16 protein-coding genes, 1 pseudogene and 2 riboswitches are annotated in these 18,298 nt (G+C 67.4%); of the genes and pseudogenes, 9 read left to right on the plus strand and 8 right to left on the minus strand.

The features are described 5' to 3' along the window. The first annotated feature begins 55 nt into the window (after positions 1 to 55). Complete coding sequence (locus tag GJV80_RS04345) at positions 56 to 1,072, plus strand: Gfo/Idh/MocA family protein (RefSeq protein ID WP_154686834.1); 1,017 nt, start codon at positions 56 to 58, stop codon at positions 1,070 to 1,072. Between the two features lie 66 nt (positions 1,073 to 1,138). Here GJV80_RS04345 and GJV80_RS04350 read toward each other — a convergent pair whose 3' ends face one another. Next, positions 1,139 to 1,708 carry a helix-turn-helix domain-containing protein gene (locus tag GJV80_RS04350; protein WP_154686835.1) on the minus strand — a complete coding sequence of 190 codons (570 nt, stop codon included), beginning with the start codon at positions 1,706 to 1,708 and terminating at the stop codon, positions 1,139 to 1,141. Positions 1,709 to 1,820: 112 nt separating this feature from the next. Between GJV80_RS04350 and GJV80_RS04355 the strand changes: the two genes are divergently transcribed. Continuing rightward, positions 1,821 to 2,798, plus strand: coding sequence for an NAD(P)/FAD-dependent oxidoreductase (locus GJV80_RS04355; RefSeq protein ID WP_154686836.1), 978 nt, complete (start codon positions 1,821 to 1,823; stop codon positions 2,796 to 2,798). An 8-nt stretch (positions 2,799 to 2,806) separates the two neighbouring features. Here the strand turns inward: GJV80_RS04355 and rpmG are convergent, their stop codons facing one another. Further along, positions 2,807 to 2,971 carry a 50S ribosomal protein L33 gene (gene rpmG / locus GJV80_RS04360; protein ID WP_154686837.1) on the minus strand — a complete coding sequence of 55 codons (165 nt, stop codon included), beginning with the start codon at positions 2,969 to 2,971 and terminating at the stop codon, positions 2,807 to 2,809. Positions 2,972 to 3,152: 181 nt separating this feature from the next. On the opposite strand from rpmG, the gene GJV80_RS04365 reads away from it, so the two are divergent. Further along, positions 3,153 to 4,169: a DUF3048 domain-containing protein gene (locus GJV80_RS04365; RefSeq protein ID WP_154686838.1), complete on the plus strand. Its 1,017-nt coding sequence runs from the start codon at positions 3,153 to 3,155 to the stop codon at positions 4,167 to 4,169. On the opposite strand, the gene GJV80_RS04370 is transcribed toward GJV80_RS04365, so the two are convergent. Further along, positions 4,153 to 4,815: an Rv3235 family protein gene (locus tag GJV80_RS04370; protein ID WP_154686839.1), complete on the minus strand. Its 663-nt coding sequence runs from the start codon at positions 4,813 to 4,815 to the stop codon at positions 4,153 to 4,155. The two genes, GJV80_RS04365 and GJV80_RS04370, sit on opposite strands and share 17 nt — an antisense overlap. A 174-nt stretch (positions 4,816 to 4,989) precedes the next feature. Here GJV80_RS04370 and GJV80_RS04375 point away from each other — a divergent pair, with 174 nt between their 5' ends. The 3 genes and pseudogenes from GJV80_RS04375 to GJV80_RS24480 all read left to right on the plus strand — a co-directional run. Continuing rightward, on the plus strand, positions 4,990 to 5,736 hold the full coding sequence (locus tag GJV80_RS04375) for a polyprenol monophosphomannose synthase (protein WP_154686840.1): 747 nt from the start codon (positions 4,990 to 4,992) through the stop codon (positions 5,734 to 5,736). Positions 5,737 to 5,802: 66 nt separating this feature from the next. Continuing rightward, complete coding sequence (locus tag GJV80_RS04380) at positions 5,803 to 6,501, plus strand: dioxygenase (RefSeq protein ID WP_255455533.1); 699 nt, start codon at positions 5,803 to 5,805, stop codon at positions 6,499 to 6,501. 4 nt (positions 6,502 to 6,505) lie between these two features. Further along, positions 6,506 to 6,685: pseudogene (locus tag GJV80_RS24480) on the plus strand (dioxygenase); the annotation flags it as partial. A gap of 48 nt (positions 6,686 to 6,733) precedes the next feature. Here GJV80_RS24480 and GJV80_RS04385 read toward each other — a convergent pair. Together GJV80_RS04385 and GJV80_RS04390 are read right to left on the minus strand one after the other, a co-directional pair. After that, entirely contained in the window at positions 6,734 to 7,603 is an 870-nt protein-coding gene (locus tag GJV80_RS04385; RefSeq protein WP_154686841.1) for an alpha/beta fold hydrolase, read from the minus strand. A 2-nt stretch (positions 7,604 to 7,605) separates the two neighbouring features. After that, positions 7,606 to 8,307, minus strand: a complete 702-nt coding sequence (locus tag GJV80_RS04390) for a TetR/AcrR family transcriptional regulator (protein WP_154686842.1) — start codon at positions 8,305 to 8,307, stop codon at positions 7,606 to 7,608. Positions 8,308 to 8,446: 139 nt separating this feature from the next. Next, positions 8,447 to 8,643: riboswitch (cobalamin riboswitch) on the plus strand. 59 nt (positions 8,644 to 8,702) lie between these two features. On the opposite strand from GJV80_RS04390, the gene metE reads away from it, so the two are divergent. Next, positions 8,703 to 11,039, plus strand: coding sequence for a 5-methyltetrahydropteroyltriglutamate--homocysteine S-methyltransferase (metE, locus tag GJV80_RS04395; RefSeq protein ID WP_154686843.1), 2,337 nt, complete (start codon positions 8,703 to 8,705; stop codon positions 11,037 to 11,039). Positions 11,040 to 11,128: 89 nt separating this feature from the next. Here the strand turns inward: metE and GJV80_RS04400 are convergent, their stop codons facing one another. The 3 genes from GJV80_RS04400 to GJV80_RS04410 form a co-directional block, all read right to left on the minus strand. After that, entirely contained in the window at positions 11,129 to 12,121 is a 993-nt protein-coding gene (locus GJV80_RS04400) for a ribonucleotide-diphosphate reductase subunit beta (RefSeq protein ID WP_154686844.1), read from the minus strand. Between the two features lie 115 nt (positions 12,122 to 12,236). Then, positions 12,237 to 14,903, minus strand: coding sequence for a ribonucleoside-diphosphate reductase subunit alpha (locus tag GJV80_RS04405; protein WP_154686845.1), 2,667 nt, complete (start codon positions 14,901 to 14,903; stop codon positions 12,237 to 12,239). Between the two features lie 159 nt (positions 14,904 to 15,062). Further along, a riboswitch (cobalamin riboswitch) is annotated at positions 15,063 to 15,301 on the minus strand. A gap of 60 nt (positions 15,302 to 15,361) precedes the next feature. Next, positions 15,362 to 15,934: an AAA family ATPase gene (locus GJV80_RS04410; protein WP_154686846.1), complete on the minus strand. Its 573-nt coding sequence runs from the start codon at positions 15,932 to 15,934 to the stop codon at positions 15,362 to 15,364. Between the two features lie 269 nt (positions 15,935 to 16,203). Between GJV80_RS04410 and GJV80_RS04415 the strand changes: the two genes are divergently transcribed. Next, positions 16,204 to 17,793 carry a wax ester/triacylglycerol synthase family O-acyltransferase gene (locus GJV80_RS04415; RefSeq protein WP_154686847.1) on the plus strand — a complete coding sequence of 530 codons (1,590 nt, stop codon included), beginning with the start codon at positions 16,204 to 16,206 and terminating at the stop codon, positions 17,791 to 17,793. Beyond that, positions 17,790 to 18,296, plus strand: a complete 507-nt coding sequence (locus tag GJV80_RS04420) for a hypothetical protein (RefSeq protein ID WP_154686848.1) — start codon at positions 17,790 to 17,792, stop codon at positions 18,294 to 18,296. Before GJV80_RS04415 ends, GJV80_RS04420 begins: the two co-directional genes overlap by 4 nt. The last annotated feature ends 2 nt before the right edge of the window (positions 18,297 to 18,298 follow it).

Raw genomic sequence — 18,298 nt, forward strand, 5'->3', positions numbered from 1 at the left:
CGGCATGCAAGGATGACCGGCAGTCGGAAATGATCTTTGTGGAGGCGAAGGACTCGTGCGTATTGTTCAGGTCGGGCTGGGCGGATTCGGCCGTAACTGGGCCGAGGAGATGATTCCCCAGGTCCCCGAGGTCGAAGTGGTCGGCCGGGCCGACATCTCGCCGGATTCGCGACAGGCGGCGATCTCGGCGGGAATAGTCGAGGAATCGGCGACCTACGAGACGGCCGAAGCGGCGATCGCAGCAACCGACCCCGACGCCGTCCTGGTCACCGCAAGTCTGGTCGGGCACGTGCCGGCGGTCCGTGCGGCGCTGGAGGCCGGGAAGCACGTCATGGTGGAGAAGCCGTTCGCGCCGACGGTCGCCGAGGCCACCGAACTGGTCGATCTGGCCGAGGCCAAGGGCCTGGTGCTCGCGGTGAGCCAGAACTATCGCTTCTTCCCGGCGGTGCAGGAGGTACGGCGCCTGGTTGCCGAGGGCGAGCTCGGCGAACTGCACGCGGTCGAGCTCGACTTCCGCCGCTTCTCCGGGCGGAACGGTGTCCGCGGACCGCATCACTACCTGGATGAGCCGCTGTTGGTGGACATGTCGATCCACCACTTCGATCTGATGCGGGTCGTGCTCGGCCGGGATGCCAAGCAGGTCGACTGCCGAACCTGGGATCCCAGCTGGTCGCTGTTCACCGGGCCGTCCGAGGGTGTCGCACTGGTCGACTTCGACGGCATCACGTTGAGCTATCGCGGCAGTTGGGTCAGCCACGGCGATCCGACGCCGTGGGCCGGGGAATGGCGGATGGACTTCGCCGACGGCGAGATCGCCTGGACCAGCCGGGGCGACGGCAGATACGGCTGGACCTCCGACGAGGTGTGGATCCGCCGCGGTCGGCAACGGACCAAGCTCGTCCTGCCGCGGGTGGAGCGGACCGACCGGGCCGGTACGTTGACCGAGTTCGTCACCGCGATCACCCAGGGCCGCCAGCCCGACAACTCCGGACGTGACAACCTGGCGACCCTCTCGCTGACCTACGCGGCGGTCGAGTCCGCGGCAACCGGCAATCCGATCAAGGTCGGCTGACCTCCCGACTGCCCGGATTCGACCGGGAAACCACCTTCGGGGATCGCCACGGACGATCGGCAGTTGTCAGGACGGCCGGGTTCGGGCTCGCAAATGGATCCGGGCTCCGTCCGCGCTGAAGATGCTGATCACCTCGGCGGGAGCGTCGTCGGCAGCCATCAACGCGTGCGGCAGCCGGGTGTCGAACTCGGCTGCCTCGCCCGGCTCCAGCACGAGCTCCCGATCGGCGAGGAACAACCGGACGCGTCCGCTGAGGACGTAACTCCATTCGTAGCCGTCGTGGGTCCGCTGCGGCGGACGCCGGCGACGCGGGGCATAGGTGATCTTGCAGGTCTGCAGCGGCGCACCGGGCGGAGACAGGGGCTGGACGGTCATCCCGTTCGCCCGATAGGACTTCTGCCGGATCCGCGGATCGGCGACCTCCATCGGCCGGAGCAGCTCGTCCAGGCTGAGCTGCAGTTCCCGGGTGAGGGGGAGCAGAAGCTCGAGGTTGGCCTGCCGTCGGCCGCTCTCCAAGCGGGACAGGGTGCTGGCCGAGATGCCTGCGGCCCGGGACACCTGGTCCAGGGTCAGACCCCGCTCGCGCCGAGCGGCCCTCAACCGTGGCCCGATCCGTTTCAGCGACTCGTCCGGCACGTTGCCAACGATGCATCCTTGCTTGCCGCCACGGCAAGCCGCCGATCACCGGTTCTTGCTGATTCTGCAAGAGGACTTTCATCCCGACATCGAACATCGCAATCTGTGATTCATGACCAATGACCTGAAGGAATCCATCGACACCGGGCCCGACACGATCTGGGATGTGATCATCGTCGGCGGGGGAGCCGCAGGGTTGAGCGCCGCGCTGATGCTCGGCCGGGCGCGCCGCTCGGTCCTGGTGATCGACGGCGGCGAGCCGCGCAACCGCTTCGCTCGCCACATGCACGGTGTTCTCGGACATGACGGCACCGATCCGCACCAGTTGCTGGCCGAGGGCCGGGCTGAGGTCGCCCGCTACGGCGGCCGGATCGTCTCCGGCATCGTCGCGAGGGTGTCCCAAGCCGACGGATCACTGGTCGTGGAGACTGCAGCGGGTGACCGGACTCGTAGCCGGGCACTGGTCGCGGCGACCGGCCTCCGGGACCGACTACCCGACATTCCCGGACTCGCGCAACGGTGGGGACGCAGTGTTCTGCACTGCCCGTACTGCCACGGTTGGGAGGTACGCGACCAACACTTCGGCGTGCTGGCCACCTCTGCGTTGTCACTCCACCAGGTCCAACTGGTCCGGCAGTGGAGCGAGCGGGTGACCTTCTTCGAGAACGGGCTCGGACTGTTGGACACCGACACGCGGACGCGGTTGCAGTCCCGCGGCATCGGAATAGTCCGCCCGGCTGTGGCAGAAGTGCTCGGCACCGGAGACGCCATCTCCGCCGTGCGCACCGCGGACGGTCTGCTCACCCCGGTCGACGCCGTCTTCACCGGCGGCGTGCCCGAGCCGCTGGACCACTACCTCAGCGACCTCGATCTGCCCCGCGCCGATGGCCTGGTTGGAAGCTTCCTGGCCGTTGACTCGACCGGCCGCACCGGTCACCCGAGGATCTGGGCCGTCGGCAATCTGGTCAGTCCCCAGGCCACGGTGCCGTTGGCGATCAGTTCCGGCGCCACCGCCGGAGCCTTGATCAACTTCGAGCTGGTCACCGAAGAGTTCGACGCTGCGGTCGCTCGGCCGGCACCTGTGGCCTGAGGCACGGGTCAGCGGTCTTCGCGGAACTCGACGTGCCGGGCGATCCTCGGATCGTACTTTCTCAGCACAAGCCGGTCGGGGTCGTTGCGACGGTTCTTGCGGGTCAGGTAGGTCGTGCCGGTCTTCGCGGTCGACCGCAGCTTGACCACGGGGCGCTGCGCGTTGCGGGCCATCAGATCCTCTCTTTCTGTGCCGGAATGATCCGTACGGAATGGTTATCGTTTTCATCAGGCGGAACATTCCCGGTGCCGCCGACCCATCTGGAGCCGGCTGTTGGGTCCGCTCCCGATCGGTCTCAGGCGCCCCGCAGGTCCGATTCCGGGGGAACCATGCAGTGGGCGTTAAGGTCGCACGGTGACTGGACCGAAACCGACCACACACCGGCTCCGTCGTGCTGCGGTGGTGTTGGGTCTCGGCATGACCCTGGCCGCCGCCGGTTGCGCCGGATCCGACAAACCGGGTCCGACGCCGTCCGCCCGACCGACCAGCCCGTCGGCATCGGTGACCCCGGCCACCCCGAAGCCGAAACCGTCGCCGACCAAGGCAGCTGCCTACGATCCGCTGAGCGGCGGCAGGAAGGTCGATGGCCCCGTCGTCGGGGTCAAGATCGACAACGTCGCAGCCGCCCGTCCGCAGGCCGGGGTCTACCAGGCCGACATGGTCGTCGTGGAGCGCGTCGAGGGCAACCTGACCCGACTATTGGCGATCTACCACACGAAGTGGCCGAAGCGGGTGGGCCCGGTGCGCAGCGCCCGCAACACCGACATCGAGTTCCTGCCGATGTTCTCCAAGTCCCCCGGGCTGGTCTTCTCCGGTGCGAACGGCAAGGTGGCCCGGCAACTGCAGAAATCGCCGATCCGGACGATCCCGCGGCTGACCCGCGACAGCTCCCGGGTCGCACCGCACAACGTGTTCGTCAACCTGGACTCGGTACGCAATCTCAAGGGAATCGGCAAACAACAGCCGGTCGGCTTCGCGTTCGGCAAGAGCCGGCAGTGGGCTTCGGCCGCACGGGACGGGTCGGTGACGATCCCGGTCGGCGTTGACCGGTTCGGCTTCCGCTACCGCAACGGCCACTACCGAGGTACCTGGAACGGGAAGGCCCAGGTCGACGAGCACGGCACGCCGGTGACGGTCGACAACATCGTCGATCTCAAGGTCAACTACCGCAAGGACACCAGGACCACCTCGAACAAGTCCTATGTCGCCCAGACCGTGGGCAAGGGATCGGTCGTGGTGTTCTCCGGTGGACGCAAGATCACCGGGACCTGGCAGCGGCACTCCACGACGGGTCGCATGTCGCTGAAGAGCTCCGGCGGACGGACCATCACGCTGGCACCCGGCCACACCTGGATCATGCTCGACGGCTGACTGTCGGCCGGGTCTCCAGTGCCGTGCAGGACCACCGATCGCCGAACGCCTCCAGGCGGAACGCCAGTGCCGACAGCGCCGAGCCGGTGTCTCCGAAGAGCGCGACCGCCTCGACGGCATCCGGTCCGGATCGCTGCAGATGAACCGATTGCAGCGTCGCGGGTGCCGGACCCAGGGGTGCCGGATGAGAGGGTGGTGCCCGGCGAGATGGTGCCTGTCGTCGGGCCGCCGACCGTGAGGCGGCGAGCACCGTCAGCTGGGCCAGGGCGGCGGGACTCAGCCAGCGGTTGAGCTGACCGATCGGCCGCGCGCCACGCAACACCTCCGCGAGTCCGACCGCGAGATTGGCCGACCAGGCACCGGGATCCGGCAGGACATCGGGCAGCGGGCCGGCCCAGCTGTCGCCGAAGCGAACGATCCGTACGGCGCCGGTCCGGCTGTGCCGACCGGTCAGCTGGTCCGCCAGCTGGTCGACCAACCGGTCCTCGGCCAGCCACGGCAGTGGAGGCTGGTTGACCGACACGCGTCGGTCGACCCGGACCGTCGGCCACCGCTCGGCCGCGGGAGCCGACGGCGGAACCGGGAGCAGCCGCACGGTCGGCGGCGCGGCCGCCCCGAATCCCGGGAAGCCGTTCTGCGCTGTCATATCGACAACTGTCACAAAGTCCGTCGCCGCGGCGGGCGGCTCGGAACCGGAACCGGGCGAATCTGTGGATACCGGGAGAACACCACAGGACTCGCCGTGCCGGTTTCGGTAACCACTGGCCGACCTGTAACGATGAGCCGTCACCCCGAATGGCCCGAGCCGAGGAGAGCCGACTTGACCGACCCGCAAGCCCCGCGCGTCGTCGTGGTCACCCCGACCTACAACGAGCGCGAGAACCTACCCGTGCTCGCCGGCCTGCTCGCCGGGCTCGAGGTACCCGGTCTCCGGCTGCTGGTGGTCGACGACAACTCACCCGACGGCACCGGCGAGGTCGCGGACAAGCTTGCCGCGGAATCCCCGGACCGGGTGGCGGTGCTGCATCGCACCGAGAAGGACGGGTTGGGGCGCGCGTACGTCGCGGGCATCTCCCGGGCGCTGGTCGACGGCGCCGACATCGTCGTGCAGATGGACGCAGACCTCTCCCACCCGGCCTCGGTGATCCCGGAGATGTTGCGGCTGTTGCAGACCACCGACGCCGGTGTGGTGATCGGCTCGCGGTACGTGACCGGCGGGTCAGCGGCCGGTGAGTGGGCCTGGCATCGGCGGCTGCTGTCGGCCTGGGCCAACGCGTACGTCAACGTCATCCTGCGGCTGCAGGTCAAGGACGCGACCGCCGGCTTCAAGGCCTGGCGTGCCGACACGCTGCGCCGGATCGACGTCGGGTCGATCCGCAGCAACGGGTACGCCTTCCAGGTCGAGATGAATCATCGGACCGTCCGTGCCGGAATCAAGATCATCGAGACCCCGATCCGGTTTGAGGAGCGCAACGAGGGGCGTTCGAAGATGACCCTCGGGGTGCAGCTCGAATCGGCGTTGATGCCCTGGCGGCTGTTGTTCGGCCGACGTCACGGGCACGGCTGACCTCTCCCCGGGCGGGCGAAGCGCACCTACAGTTGCTGGAGGAACCAGCGCACCCGGGAGCCACAGATGAGTTCGATCTTCCAGCCGGAGACCCCAGCCGGCGCGTACGACGCCTTCGTCGGATCCGCCAGGGTCAGGGCCCGGGACCGTCGGCCCTGGACACCCACCGACGGCCGGATGCCCGCCCTGTTCATCAGCCACGGGGCCCCGCCGCTGCTGGATGACGCCGAGTGGCTCGCCGAACTCTTCGACTGGGCGCACCGGCTGCCGCAACCTCGAGCCGTACTGATCGTTTCGGCACAATGGGAGGCCGCGCCGCTCGCGCTGTCCAGTCCGGCGGCCGCGATGACTCCGGTGTACGACTTCGGCGGCTTCGCACCCCGCTACTACACACTGCGCTACGACACTCCGGACGCCTCCGAACTCGCCGGGCTTGTCCGGTCGGTGCTGCCTGAGGGAGCGCGACCCCACGAGCACCTCGATCGCGGCCTCGATCATGGTGCCTGGGTGCCGTTGATGGCGATGTATCCCAACGCTGACGTCCCGGTCCTGCAGCTGAGTCTGCCCACCCAGGATCCCGGCAAACTGCTCGAACTGGGCCGGCGGCTGCAGGCCCTTCGTGATCACGGCGTGTTGATCATCGGCTCCGGATTCATGACCCACGGCCTGCCCTTCCTGACCCGGGAGATCATCCAGGGACAGGAGATTCCCTTCCTGGTCGAGGGAATTCGACCACTGGGCCACCGAGGCACTCGCCAACGGTGACGTCGAGTCGCTGTGCGGCTATCAGTCCGGCGCGCCCGGAATGCCGTACGCGCATCCGTCGGTCGATCATTTCATCCCGCTCTTCATCACCCTCGGTGCGGCGACGCACGCCGACGCGAGGATCGCGCCGGTGATCGACGGCTATTGGATGGGGCTGGCCAGGACATCGTTCCAGGTCGCCTGACCGTTACGGTGATCCGTTTCGGTGATCCGTTTCGGTGATCCGTTTCGATCATCCGGCGAGGAACGTCCGGATGGCGGCGGCGATCACCCGCGGATTTCCGCCGGTGTCCTGCGCCGAACCGTGCACGAGTCCGGGGAGCACCGCGGTCCGGGCGTTCGGGATCAGCCGGCGCAGCGCGTCGACACTTCCGGTGATCAACGGTTCGGACCGGCTGCCACGCAACAACAACACGTCGGCGTTGATCCGGCGGAAGTCGTCCAGCCTGCCCTCGGTGGCGCGCACCATGGCGAGTTCGGGCTTCAGCGTTGCCAACAGGTCTCGGCTGCGATGGTCGCCGGCTCCGCGCAGATCGGCGAGTCGCAACCCCAGTCCGAACGCGGCGCGATAGGCCGCGTCGGGCACCCGGCGCAGGGGCTCGGGGAACGCGGCCTTGGTGGCGACGGTCGCCGCCCCCAGCGGGTCACCGGCGTCGATCCTCGCGGTGAAGCGATCGATCATGGTCGCGAACTCGTCCTGACCAGGTTGCCCGGCGAACACCACGGGTTCGTAGGCGATGATCTTCTCCAATTCGGTGAGGGTCTGTGCGGCGTGCAGCGCGAACAGCCCGCCGTCGGCCGTGCCGAAGGCGTACCGTGCACCGGTGCCGGCGACCAGCGCGGTCAGGTCGGCGTCCTCGGTGGCGATCGAGTGATCGTCGCGGTAAGGACCACTCAGCCCGCGTCCGCGACGGTCCGGCAGAAAGACTGTGAAGTCGCCGGCCAGTTGGGCGGCGAGCCTGCGGTAGTTGCTGCCGGTCAGTGCGCCACCGTGCAGGACCAGCAGGCCGGGTCCGTTGCCGATCCGCCGGTAGCCGATCGTTGTCCCGTCGGCCGAGGTGACCTGCCCCGTCCTGTCCGGGACGCTGCTGTTTCGGATCATGATCACTTGTCCTTCTGTGGTCGGATGAGTCGGACGATCTGCTCGATCTGATCGCCGTACAGGGACCCTTCGGATGCACCGAGAATGCGTTCCACGGCGGTGGTGGCGGCCCTGATCATGCCCCTCGCCCGGTCGGTGAGCGGTTCCTCGTCCTCGTCCCGGGCGAGCAGCATGATCAGGTCGTCGGCCAGCCCGAGCCAGATTCCGGCGATGATCCGCGCAGTCTCGGCGGGATAGGCGGTGTCGAAGGTGCCCTCCTCGACGCCCTGCCGGATGATCGGTTCGAGGACCATCGGTGCGGTGCGGTCGAGGGTGGCGGTGGTGAGCTTGTGTCGGAGCCGGACGTTCGCCTCGCTATGCCAGGTGCACATCAGGTCGGCGATCAGTTCCTGGTTGGCGGACTTGACCGCGATCGAGGCGTTGACGTATCGCCGGAACTTCTCCGACGCAGTCAGCCCGGGGTCGTCGATGATCGGCAGCAGTGCCGCGATGGCGGCGTCGCCCATCCTGTCCACCAGTGCTTCGAGCACCGCCTGTTTGGAGTCGAAGTAGTGGTACAGCGCACCGCGAGAGATGCCCAGCCCGTCGATCAGCTGCTGGATCGACATCCCCTCATAGCCGATGGTCCGCACCAGCATCGCGGCGTGATCGAGGATGGCCTCGCGCTTGGACCGGTGGGCCAAATCGTCGACGGTACGCGCCACGACATCTCCATTAATAGACCGACTGACGGTTTATTACCGTACCCCGGCCAGAAGATCGTGGCAACGCTCACCAGCCGGTCATTCGACCGGCGTGGTCAACAGGCGTCGTAGCGTCGAGGGTGCAGCAGGTTCACCGGTCGTGCTCCGGCAGGTCGGTGAGGCAACAGGGAACCCGGTGTGAATCCGGGACTGCCCCGCAGCGGTGAGCGGAAGCGACAGCCGTCTCCTGTCCGCGTCGACACGCGCGGCAGGACCAGCACTGGGTCTGCGCCCGGGAAGCGACGGTCGGTAGGAGGTCGGCATCAGCCGGCCGGGTCCGCGAGTCCGAACACCTGCCCGCTGTGCGGTCCGCGGCCGCGGACCGGGACCTCGTTGGGACTCGCGAAGGAGAGACCATGATCCAGGACACAACACGGGAGCGGGGGCCGGCGGACCCGCCGGCGGCAACGATCCTCGGCTATCCGAGGCAGGGACCCGGACGGGAGCTGAAGCGGGCGACTGAGGCGTACTGGTCGGGTCGCCAGGACGCCGATGAGTTGCTCGCTGCGGTCTCTGAACTGCGGCTGGCCCGTTGGGCGGAGCAACACGCCGCCGGGCTGGACGAGCTGCCCAGCAACGACTTCTCGCTGTACGACCACGTGTTGGACACCGCCTGGATGCTGGGCGCCGTGCCCGAGCGGCATCGGGCGGCCGTACCGGACATCGACACTGCCCGCGGCCGGCTCGACCGGTACTTCGCCATGGCGCGCGGCACGGCCGACATCGAACCGCTGGAGATGACGAAGTGGTTCGACACCAACTACCACTATCTGGTGCCGGAACTCTCGCCGGACACGACTTTCGAACTTGACCCGACCAAGCCGCTGGCCGAATTCACCGCCGCCCGCCGGGCCGGGTTCCTGACCCGTCCGGTGATCATCGGCCCGATCAGCTTCCTGCTGCTCGCCAAACCGGCACCGGGTGCCCCGGAGCGGTTCCGGCCGCTGGACCTGATCGACTCGGTCCTGCCGCTGTACGAGGGCCTGCTGCAGCGGCTGCACGCTGCCGGCGCCCTGTGGGTACAGATCGACGAGCCGTGCCTGGGCACCGACCAGCCCGACGACGTACTTGATCAGGTACGCGGGTGTTACTCGCGATTGGCCGCGGCGAAGGATCGTCCCAAGATCATCGTCGCCGGGTACTTCGGCCGGCTCGGCGCCACGTTGGGCGTACTGGCAGGGCTCCCGATCGACGGCCTGGCCGTTGACCTGGTCGGACCGGCCGCGGCCAATCTGGATGACCTGGAGCAACTGGGAAAGCTCTCCGCCGAACGCCTGCTTGCCGGTGTGATCGACGGACGCAACATCTGGGCCACTGATCTTGCCGCTGCGCTGACCACGCTGGAACGTGTCGGCCGGCTGGTCGACCGGGTCGACGTCAGCACTTCGTGTTCGCTGGTACACGTGCCGCTCGATGTCGGACTGGAGCCAGGCTGGGGCGCCCGGTACCCGGGCTGGTTCGCGTTCGCCCGGCAGAAGCTCGACGAACTGGTGGTCCTGCGCCGCGGGATCACCCAGGGTCGCGCCGCGATCGCCGAAGAGTTGGAGATCAACGCCTCCCGACGGGCCGAACGGCTCGCCTCACCACTGGTCCACAATGCGCGCGTCAGGGAGCGGGTGGCCACCGTCACCGAGGCGGCCGAACGCCGGAAGTGCCCGTTCCCGGACCGGCGTCTTGTGCAGCAACGCCGGTGGCAGCTGCCCGCGGTCCCGACGACGACGATCGGTTCGTTCCCGCAGACCGCCGAACTGCGCCGGGCCAGGGCAGCGCTGCGCCGGCGACAGCTCAGCGAGGCCGATTACCAGCAGGCGATGCGCCGCGAGATCGACTCGGTGATCGCCGAGCAGGAACGGTTGGGGCTCGACGTCCTGGTGCACGGCGAGCCGGAACGCAACGACATGGTCCAGTACTTCGCCGAGCAACTGGATGGGTTCCTGACCACTGAGCACGGCTGGGTGCAGTCGTACGGCACCCGCTATGTGCGTCCGCCGGTCCTGGTCGGGGATGTCTCCCGGCCGGCGCCGATGACGGTGCCCTGGGCGACGTACGCCCAGAGCCGGACCGACAAACCGGTGAAGGGCATGCTGACCGGGCCGGTGACGATGTTGGCCTGGTCGTTCGTCCGCGATGATCAACCGATCGCCACCACGGCGTTCGGAGTGGCGCTGGCACTGCGCGAGGAGGTGGCCGATCTGGAGCGGGCCGGGATCGGCATCATCCAGGTCGACGAGCCGGCGCTACGGGAGATGCTGCCGTTGCGCAGGGCCGATCGGGCGGCGTACCTGGACTGGGCGGTTCGGGCGTTCCGGCTGGCCACGGCCGCGGTGGAGGACAGCACCCAGATCCACACGCACATGTGCTATGCCGAGTTCGGTGACGTACTGGATGCGATCATCGCCATGGACGCCGACGTGATCAGCCTGGAGGCCGCGCGGTCGAAGATGGCGATCGTTGCCGATCTTGCCCAGGCCGGCTACCCCAACGAGGTGGGACCAGGTGTGTGGGACATCCATTCGCCGCGGGTGCCGCCGACGGAGGAGATCGTTGATCATCTCCGGACGGCGGTTGCCGCGTTCGGAGATCGGGTGTGGGCCAATCCGGACTGCGGCCTGAAGACCAGGGGCTATCCGGAGGTGAAGGCGGCGCTGGCCAATCTGGTCGCGGCCGCGGGTCAGGTCCGCAGCACCGGGTGAGGTCGACGAACTGATAACAACGTCCTTGCCGAACACGGATCCGGCGGTCTCGGCGACGATTCCGCGATCGGCAAGGACGAAGTCGTCGATCAATGGGCGCGCGCGTCGACCTCGTAGGAGGTGTTGATCGACTCGAAGAAGTTGACCAGCTGGAGGGTGTCGTTGGCCGCGGCCATCCACTTGGCCGGGTTCGCCACCCGGAAGGCGGGTTCGAAGCCCAGTTCCTCGAGCCGCCGGTCGGCCATGTACTTGACGTACTGGTTGACGTATCCGGCGTTCATGCCGAGGATGCCGCGGGGCAGCAGGTCGGTGTTGTAGGCGGTCTCCAGCTCGACCGCGTCCAAGATCATCTGCCGGATCTCCTCGGCGAACTCCGCGGTCTGCAGCTCGGGATTCTCGTCCAGCACGGTCAGGATCAGGTTGATGCCGAACTTCAGGTGCAGGCTCTCGTCGCGGACGATCCAGTCGATCAAGGAACCGAAGTTGCGCAGCAGGTTCCGTTGCCGGAAGCTCAACGCCACCATGAAGCCCGAGTAGAACCAGATCCCTTCCAGGATGACGTTGTAGGCGACCAGATTGCGTACGAAGTCCCGCCTCCCCTCGGTGGTGCTGATGTCCAAGGTCTCCTCGGCCATCCGTTTGATGTACCTGACCTCGAAGGCCTCCTTGGCTGCCATCGAAGCGACATCCAGGTGCGAGCCGTACGCCGCGGCGCGGTCGATGGGGAAGGTCTCCAGGACGTATTCGAAGGCCATGCAGTGATTGGCCTCCTCCCACATCTGCTTGGCCAGGTAGAGATGGCATTCGGCGGCGTTCAGGTAGGGGTAGACGCCGAAGGCGAGCGACTTGTTGACCAGCAGCTCGTTCGGGTTGAAGTAGCTCATCAGGTGGGTGAGCGCATGCCGCTCGTCATCGGTCATCCGACCGAAGTCCGCGAGGTCCTCACCGAGCTGGATCTCGTGCGGGAACCAGGTGTTGGCCACGGCCTGGTTGTAGAGCTCGTACGCCCACGGATATGTGACGGGCTTCAGCAGCAGCCCCTCACTGATCCCGGTACCCAAGATTCCTTGCCTGTTGCTCATGTCGTCCTTCCGCGAGGGGTCAATAAATCACTGATCTGTGCGGCGTGTCGTCGTCCGCGGAAATCGGGGTCCGACGACACGCCGCGGAAACTAGGGGATATGTGACCCCTCGGCGTCATTGGCAGGACTCGCACTGCAGTCGCTCCTGGGGGTCGACGGGGCAGAAGGCGCCGTCGATCTCCTCGGAGTCGTAGCCCTCGTGTTCGCGCACCACCGGCAGTTCGGTCCGGTGCTCCGCCACCGGCGCGGGCGGAGTTGTCGATGCCGGTCGGGTGAACGCGAAACCACGGCGAGTCGGGCGGTCGGCGGGCGCCGGTTGTACGGCACCGGCGCCATCGGTCCGCAACTGCTCGGCCTTGTTGATCTTGACCGTGCTCTGTTCGGCGGTATGCCGGGGCATCATGTGCAGGTAGTAGGTGGTCTTGATGCCCATCCGCCACGCTGTGCTGTACAGGTCGACCATCTCACCGACGTCCCGACTGGCCAGGTAGATGTTGCGGCTGATGGCCTGATCGATCCACTTCTGCGCCCGACCGGCGACGTTGAGATAGGCGTACGGCGACAGCTGGAAGCTGGTCCGATAGACCTCTTTCAGCTCCCGCGGCACATTGGTGATCTTGGACAGATCGCCCTGGGCACGCAGCAGATCGCCCTTGACGTCCTCCCAGAGCCCGCGCTCTGCAAGATCCCGAACAAGGTTGCGGTTGACCTCGAGGAACTTCCCGGCCGAGGTGGCCCGGCTGAAGATCTGACTGAACTGCGGGTCGAGACCCGGTGTGGTGCCGGCCACCAGTCCGATCGAGGCGGTCGGGGCGATCGCCATCAGCGTGGCATTGCGCATCCCACCCTTCACCTTCTGCCGCAACCCGTCCCAGTCCAGCCGGGTGGTCCGGTCGATCTCGACCGGCGTGCCGCGGTCGCCCTCCAACTCGTCCAGGGTGTCGATCGGCACCAGACCCTGGGACCAGCGGGAACCGGCGAAGTTCGCGTACGCCCCGCGTTCCCGGGCAAGATCGGCGCTGGCGTCGATGGCGTGCCAGCTGATGAACTCCATCAGCTCGTCGATCAGCTCGTACGCCTCCTCGCTCTCATAGCTGACGCCCAGCCGCTCGACCACGTCGGTGAACCCCATCACGCCGAGGCCGACCGCCCGGTTGAGTTCGTTCGACCGCTCCGATTCGGCCACCGAGGAGACGGTGATGTCGATCAGGTTGTCCAACTGGCGTACCGCCAGCCGGGTTGATTCGGCGAGTCGCTTCCAGTCGATCCTTGCCTGCTGTCCGGCGCCGATCAGGTGCTTGGACAGGTTGACCGAGGCCAGGTTGCACACGCTGATGTTGGCCCTGTCCTGAGGGAGGCAGATCTCGGTGCACAGGTTGGACAGATGGATCGTCCCGGTGTTGTTGTTCAGCGCGCGGGTGTTGATCGCGTCCTTCCAGGTCAACCAGGGATGTGACGTGGTCTGCAGGGAGATCAGAATCGACCGGTACTGCTCCCGTGCCCTGATCCTGGCGAACCGCTTGATCTCGCCGCGCTCGGCCAGCTCGATGTATTCGGCATAGCGGCGGGAGAACGCCGCGCCGTACAACTCCACGAGATCGGGAACCTCCAGCGGATCGAACAGGTACCAGTCCTGGTCCGCTTCCACCCGCTTCATGAACTCGTCGGAGATCCATACCGCGGTGTTGGCTGTCCGGGTACGCCGGTACGGGTCGCCCGAGTTCTGCCGCAGATCGAGGAACTGCGGGAAGTCCAGATGCCAGTTCTCCAGGTAGAAGCACAGTGCGCCGAACTTCTTCCCGCCCCGGGACACCGCGCGCAGGGTGGAGTCGATGGTGTGCATGAAGGGGATCGGGCCGGTCGAGGACGTGTTGTTGGACCGGATCGGTGAACCCTCGCTGCGCAGCTTGCTGACCGAGAAGCCGATCCCGCCGGTGCCCTTGGTGATCCACATGACGTCGCGGATCGACTTGGCGATGTGTTCGATGTCGTCCTCGGCCTGCATCACGAAGCAGTTCGACAGCTGCGCGTAGGCCGTACCGGCGTTGACCAGGGTCGAGCCGGCGGCGAGATACTCCAATCGGGACATCTTGTCGTACAGGGCGATCGCGACCGGCGTCGGATCGGCCTCGTTCAGACTGAGTCCCATCGCCACCCGCATCCAGAAGAACTGCGGCACCTCGAGCGCTCGTCGACCATGATCAGTGATCATGTACCGGCTCCGCATCGTCTGTACGCCGATGTAGTGCAGCAGTTCGTCGCGGTCCGGGTCGAGGGCGTCGGCCAGTCGATCGAGATCGAACAGCTCGACCAGCCGGGGATCCAACAGACCACCGGAAACCCCGGCCTGCAGGTAGCCGGCGAAGCGTTCCCGGTGCCGCTGCCGGACGTTGCCGCGGTCGACGCCGTCGCCGAGTACGGCCTTGTACAGGGTCTTGATCAACAGGCGCGCGGCGATGGTGTCGAAGGCCGGGTCGTCCTTGACGTTGCCGAGCGCGACCTGGATGACCGCCTCGTCGAGCTGGGTCGTGGTGATGCCGTCGAAGAGGGTGATCTCCAGTTCCGACTGGATCTGGGGCGCCCGGGTGACCGAGTCGTCGAGGCCGTGTGCCGCGTCCTCGATCGACCGGGCGATCTCGTAGCCGTCGTACGGCTCGGTACTGCCGTCCCGCTTGACCACCGTGATGCCCGGTTGCGTACCCGATTGCGAGCTGAGATCGTCGACACGCCGCACAAATGCGGGATTATGTGACCCCTCGGCGGGTTTGGTGTTGGTCGTCATCTGCCCATCCCTCGTGAATCCGTGACTGGTCGGACGCATCCGCAGGGCGGGGGGATAGCAGGACGACGGGTCGGGCGACCGGCAGCGGTCACGAGTCGCTCCGAACCGGTCCCTGGCCGTCCCTCGCGGCTGCGGACCACCTCACGCCGACCGGAGGCTCCGGAGCGCGGGCGAACTGGCAGGTCTTCGGACTCACGAGCACGATCGGCCGGTGACTCCCTGGCGGGGAGCACGCCGATCACCTACTGGTCGTCCCTTCCCAGACGCCGGCTGCGTCCAGTGGATGTGACGACGGTCGTTCTCGATGACCGCTGCGGGGCAGTCCCGGACTCACACCGGGTTCCCTGTTGCCTCCGCCGACCCGGATGGTCGGAGGAACCAGCTGCGCCAACCACTATATCTGGAAACGACAATGATGTAACTACCTAGATGTTGCTATTCGGCGTGTCGCGACTCGCTCAGGAGCCGGCGCGGTGGCCCGTGGCGAAGCTGACGATCTGCTCCAGGGCGGGCGCATACCCGTCGGTGGTGTCGACGTCGAGGGTCGGTACCTCGAGGTGGATCGGATCCCAGTCCGGATCGATGGTCAGCATCCCGGAATCGAAGTGGGCGGCCCGGGTCGCCACCGTCGCCGAACGATCCCGGCGGCGTTGCAACATCACCTGATCCTCGGCCCGGCAGCGGACGACCCGGAGCTTGGCCAGGTCACGCAGCGGCTGCAGCCCGCGGGACCAGAGCGGGTGCTGGAAGGCCGCCTCGCCGACCACCGTCACGCCGCCTTCCAACAGCAGCGCAAGTGTCGCGAAGAACAGCGGATAGGTGCGGGCGGTCAGTGGGTCGGAGACCGCCGCCTGGAATCCGGGGCCGTGCGAGAGCACCATGCCCTCCTTGATCTCGTCCCGGCAGATCGCCGGGCAGCCGATCCGGTGTGCCAGTCGATGGGCGAGCGTGGTCTTGCCGGAGCCCGCCTGGCCGCTGACGATGATCAGCGTCGGGTCGAGCGCGGGTTCGTGATCAGACGGTTGGGACATGGGGCCTCCTGCCTTGGCGGTTCCTTGATACCAAGCCGGGCAGCCGCAGCGGCCCTGGCGGCGGTGATCTCTTGGCCTGTGGCAGGGGGCTGGCGTGTCGTCGCTGAAGTGCGTTATTCGTTGGGGAGAAGCAGTTGTCGACGGTCAAAGACCGCGAGGTCAGGGCTGCCGACCATCCCGCAGAGCTGCGAGCCGGGCACGGGTACGCTGGCTTCGGTCGGACCGAAGGATTCAGTCGAGAAGGATTCAGCCGAGCAGCGGGGAGACGGATGCCGGAGCGATTGACGGCGTTGGAGCAGACGACCCTCGCATTGGACACGGCGCGCACTCCGGCGATCGTCGGTACCGTCGACATCTTCGACCCCGGCGCGGACGGGTTCGACTACGAGCGGTTGATCGGTCTGATCAGGGACCGGATCCGGTACGTGCCGCGCTACCGCCAACGCATCCTCGGCGTCCCGGGCCGGCTGGCCGACCCGATCTGGACCGACGACGCCGACTTCGACCTCACCTTCCACGTCCGCCGATCGGCTCTGCCGAAGCCGGGGAACAGGCAGCAGCTGCGCGACTTCGCCGGTCGCGTCCTCTCCCGCAGGATGGATCGCTCCCGCCCGTTGTGGGAGCTCTACTTCGTCGAGGGGGTCGAGCACGACCGGTTCGCGTTGGTCGGTAAGACCCACCAGGCCCTCGTCGACGGACTCGACACGGTCGACCTGATCCAGGTGCTGCTGGACAACCGCCCCGGCGAACCGGTCGGCCCTGAGGAGAGCTGGCACCCACTGCCGGAGCCGACTGCGGTGGAGATGGTCGCCGGTGCGGTCACCGAAGGACTGCGCGACCCGGCCCGGACGCTGACCAACTTCCAGCACGCGCTCACCGAGGCGCTCGGCGTGGCGGTGGCGGTCAGCGAGGCGGTCGGCTTCGGCGGGCAACTCGGGGAGGTCGCCGCCGACGCGCTGCGCGGCGGCCGGCCACCGAACCGGACGCCGCTCGCCGGTTTCGTCTCCGAACAACGTCGCGTCGCGGTGGTGTCGGCCGATCTCGATGATCTTCGGGCAGTCCGCGCCGAACATGATCACACCATCAACGACGTGGTACTGGCGATGATCACCGGCGGACTGCGGGCGTGGCTGATGACGCGCGGCGAAACGATCGGACCGGCGTCCTCGCTCACCGCACTGGTGCCGATGAGCGTGGTCGAGGATCCTGACACGGCGGAGGCGTCGTCCCTGGGCAGCCGGGTCGCACCGCACCTGATGCGGCTGCCGATCGGAGAGGCCAACGCGTCGGTCCGACTGCATCAGATCGCGTACGGAACCCAGGCACACAAGGATTCCGGCCGTGCGGTCAGTGCCCGGGTGATCTCTGACATCGCCGGATTCGCGCCGGCCACGCTGCATGATCTCGGTGTCCGGCTGACCGGCGACCTGATGCGCCGACCGTACGACATCCTGATCACCAACGCGCCCGGTCCGCAGGAGCCGGTCTATCTCGGCTCCGCCCGGCTGGCCGCCAGCTACCCGGTGATCCCGCTCTCCAGCGGACACCTGCTGGCGATCGGTGCGACCTCCTACGACGGCCGGATCTTCGTCGGACTGAACGCGGACCGGGACGCGTTCCGCGATCTCGATGTGCTCGCCCAGTGCATGACCGACGCCCTGGAGGAGTTGCTGGACACCACGGTCCGGGCCAAGGCGGCCCGGACGCCGACCCGGGCTGCCACCGAACAGGCGAAGAAGCGCGCCGCGGCCAAGCGGGTCGCCAAGAACTCCGCCAACAACTCCACCAGGAACCCCGCGAAGAAGTCCGCCCGGAAGGCTCCCGCGAAGAAGGCCCCACCACAGCAGCGTGATCAATGATCATGAAGAACGCTCCGCGGATGATGGTTTTCCTGCCGCTCGGCCGTGATCGGGCGCAGGCGATCCGGGCAGCCGGTCGCTCGGAGGACGAGCTGCCGGCGTTCGCCGCAACCCCGCAGATGATCACCGCCCACGGCTACCGTCCCAACGAACGGGAGGATGCCGACTACGCCGCCCAGCTCTACGCATCGGTGGCCGGGTTGGGTACCTCGGCCGACGAGACCCGGCTGGTGGTCGCCGCCGACGTGCCGATCGCGCGGGTCCGGGACAACCCGTCGGATGCCGACTACGGGGCGATCATCGTCTCGGGGCTCGACTGGTCCGATGTTGCGGCGGTCTTCGTCGACGGGCCCGAGGCCGCAGCGGCGGTCAGAACGGCGCGGAAGGCGATCGGTTCGGCGTCCGACAGCGGTCTTGCCGCGATCCTGGAGCTGCCTGAGATCGTCGTGCTGACCGATGACCATGAACTGCTCTGGCACAACCCGGACGAGAACTGGGCCTGATC

This window comes from Microlunatus sp. Gsoil 973 (assembly GCF_009707365.1).
Classification (GTDB): Bacteria; Actinomycetota; Actinomycetes; order Propionibacteriales; family Propionibacteriaceae; genus Microlunatus.

Coding starts and splice junctions, on each gene's coding strand:
- GJV80_RS04355 (WP_154686836.1), top strand. CDS start 1,821: ATGACCAATGACCTGAAGGAATCCATCGACACCGGGCCCGACACGATC.
- rpmG (WP_154686837.1), bottom strand. CDS start 2,971: ATGGCCCGCAACGCGCAGCGCCCCGTGGTCAAGCTGCGGTCGACCGCG.
- GJV80_RS04370 (WP_154686839.1), bottom strand. CDS start 4,815: ATGACAGCGCAGAACGGCTTCCCGGGATTCGGGGCGGCCGCGCCGCCG.
- GJV80_RS04380 (WP_255455533.1), top strand. CDS start 5,803: ATGAGTTCGATCTTCCAGCCGGAGACCCCAGCCGGCGCGTACGACGCC.
- GJV80_RS04385 (WP_154686841.1), bottom strand. CDS start 7,603: ATGATCCGAAACAGCAGCGTCCCGGACAGGACGGGGCAGGTCACCTCG.
- metE (WP_154686843.1), top strand. CDS start 8,703: ATGATCCAGGACACAACACGGGAGCGGGGGCCGGCGGACCCGCCGGCG.
- GJV80_RS04400 (WP_154686844.1), bottom strand. CDS start 12,121: ATGAGCAACAGGCAAGGAATCTTGGGTACCGGGATCAGTGAGGGGCTG.
- GJV80_RS04405 (WP_154686845.1), bottom strand. CDS start 14,903: ATGACGACCAACACCAAACCCGCCGAGGGGTCACATAATCCCGCATTT.
- GJV80_RS04410 (WP_154686846.1), bottom strand. CDS start 15,934: ATGTCCCAACCGTCTGATCACGAACCCGCGCTCGACCCGACGCTGATC.
- GJV80_RS04415 (WP_154686847.1), top strand. CDS start 16,204: ATGCCGGAGCGATTGACGGCGTTGGAGCAGACGACCCTCGCATTGGAC.
- GJV80_RS04420 (WP_154686848.1), top strand. CDS start 17,790: ATGATCATGAAGAACGCTCCGCGGATGATGGTTTTCCTGCCGCTCGGC.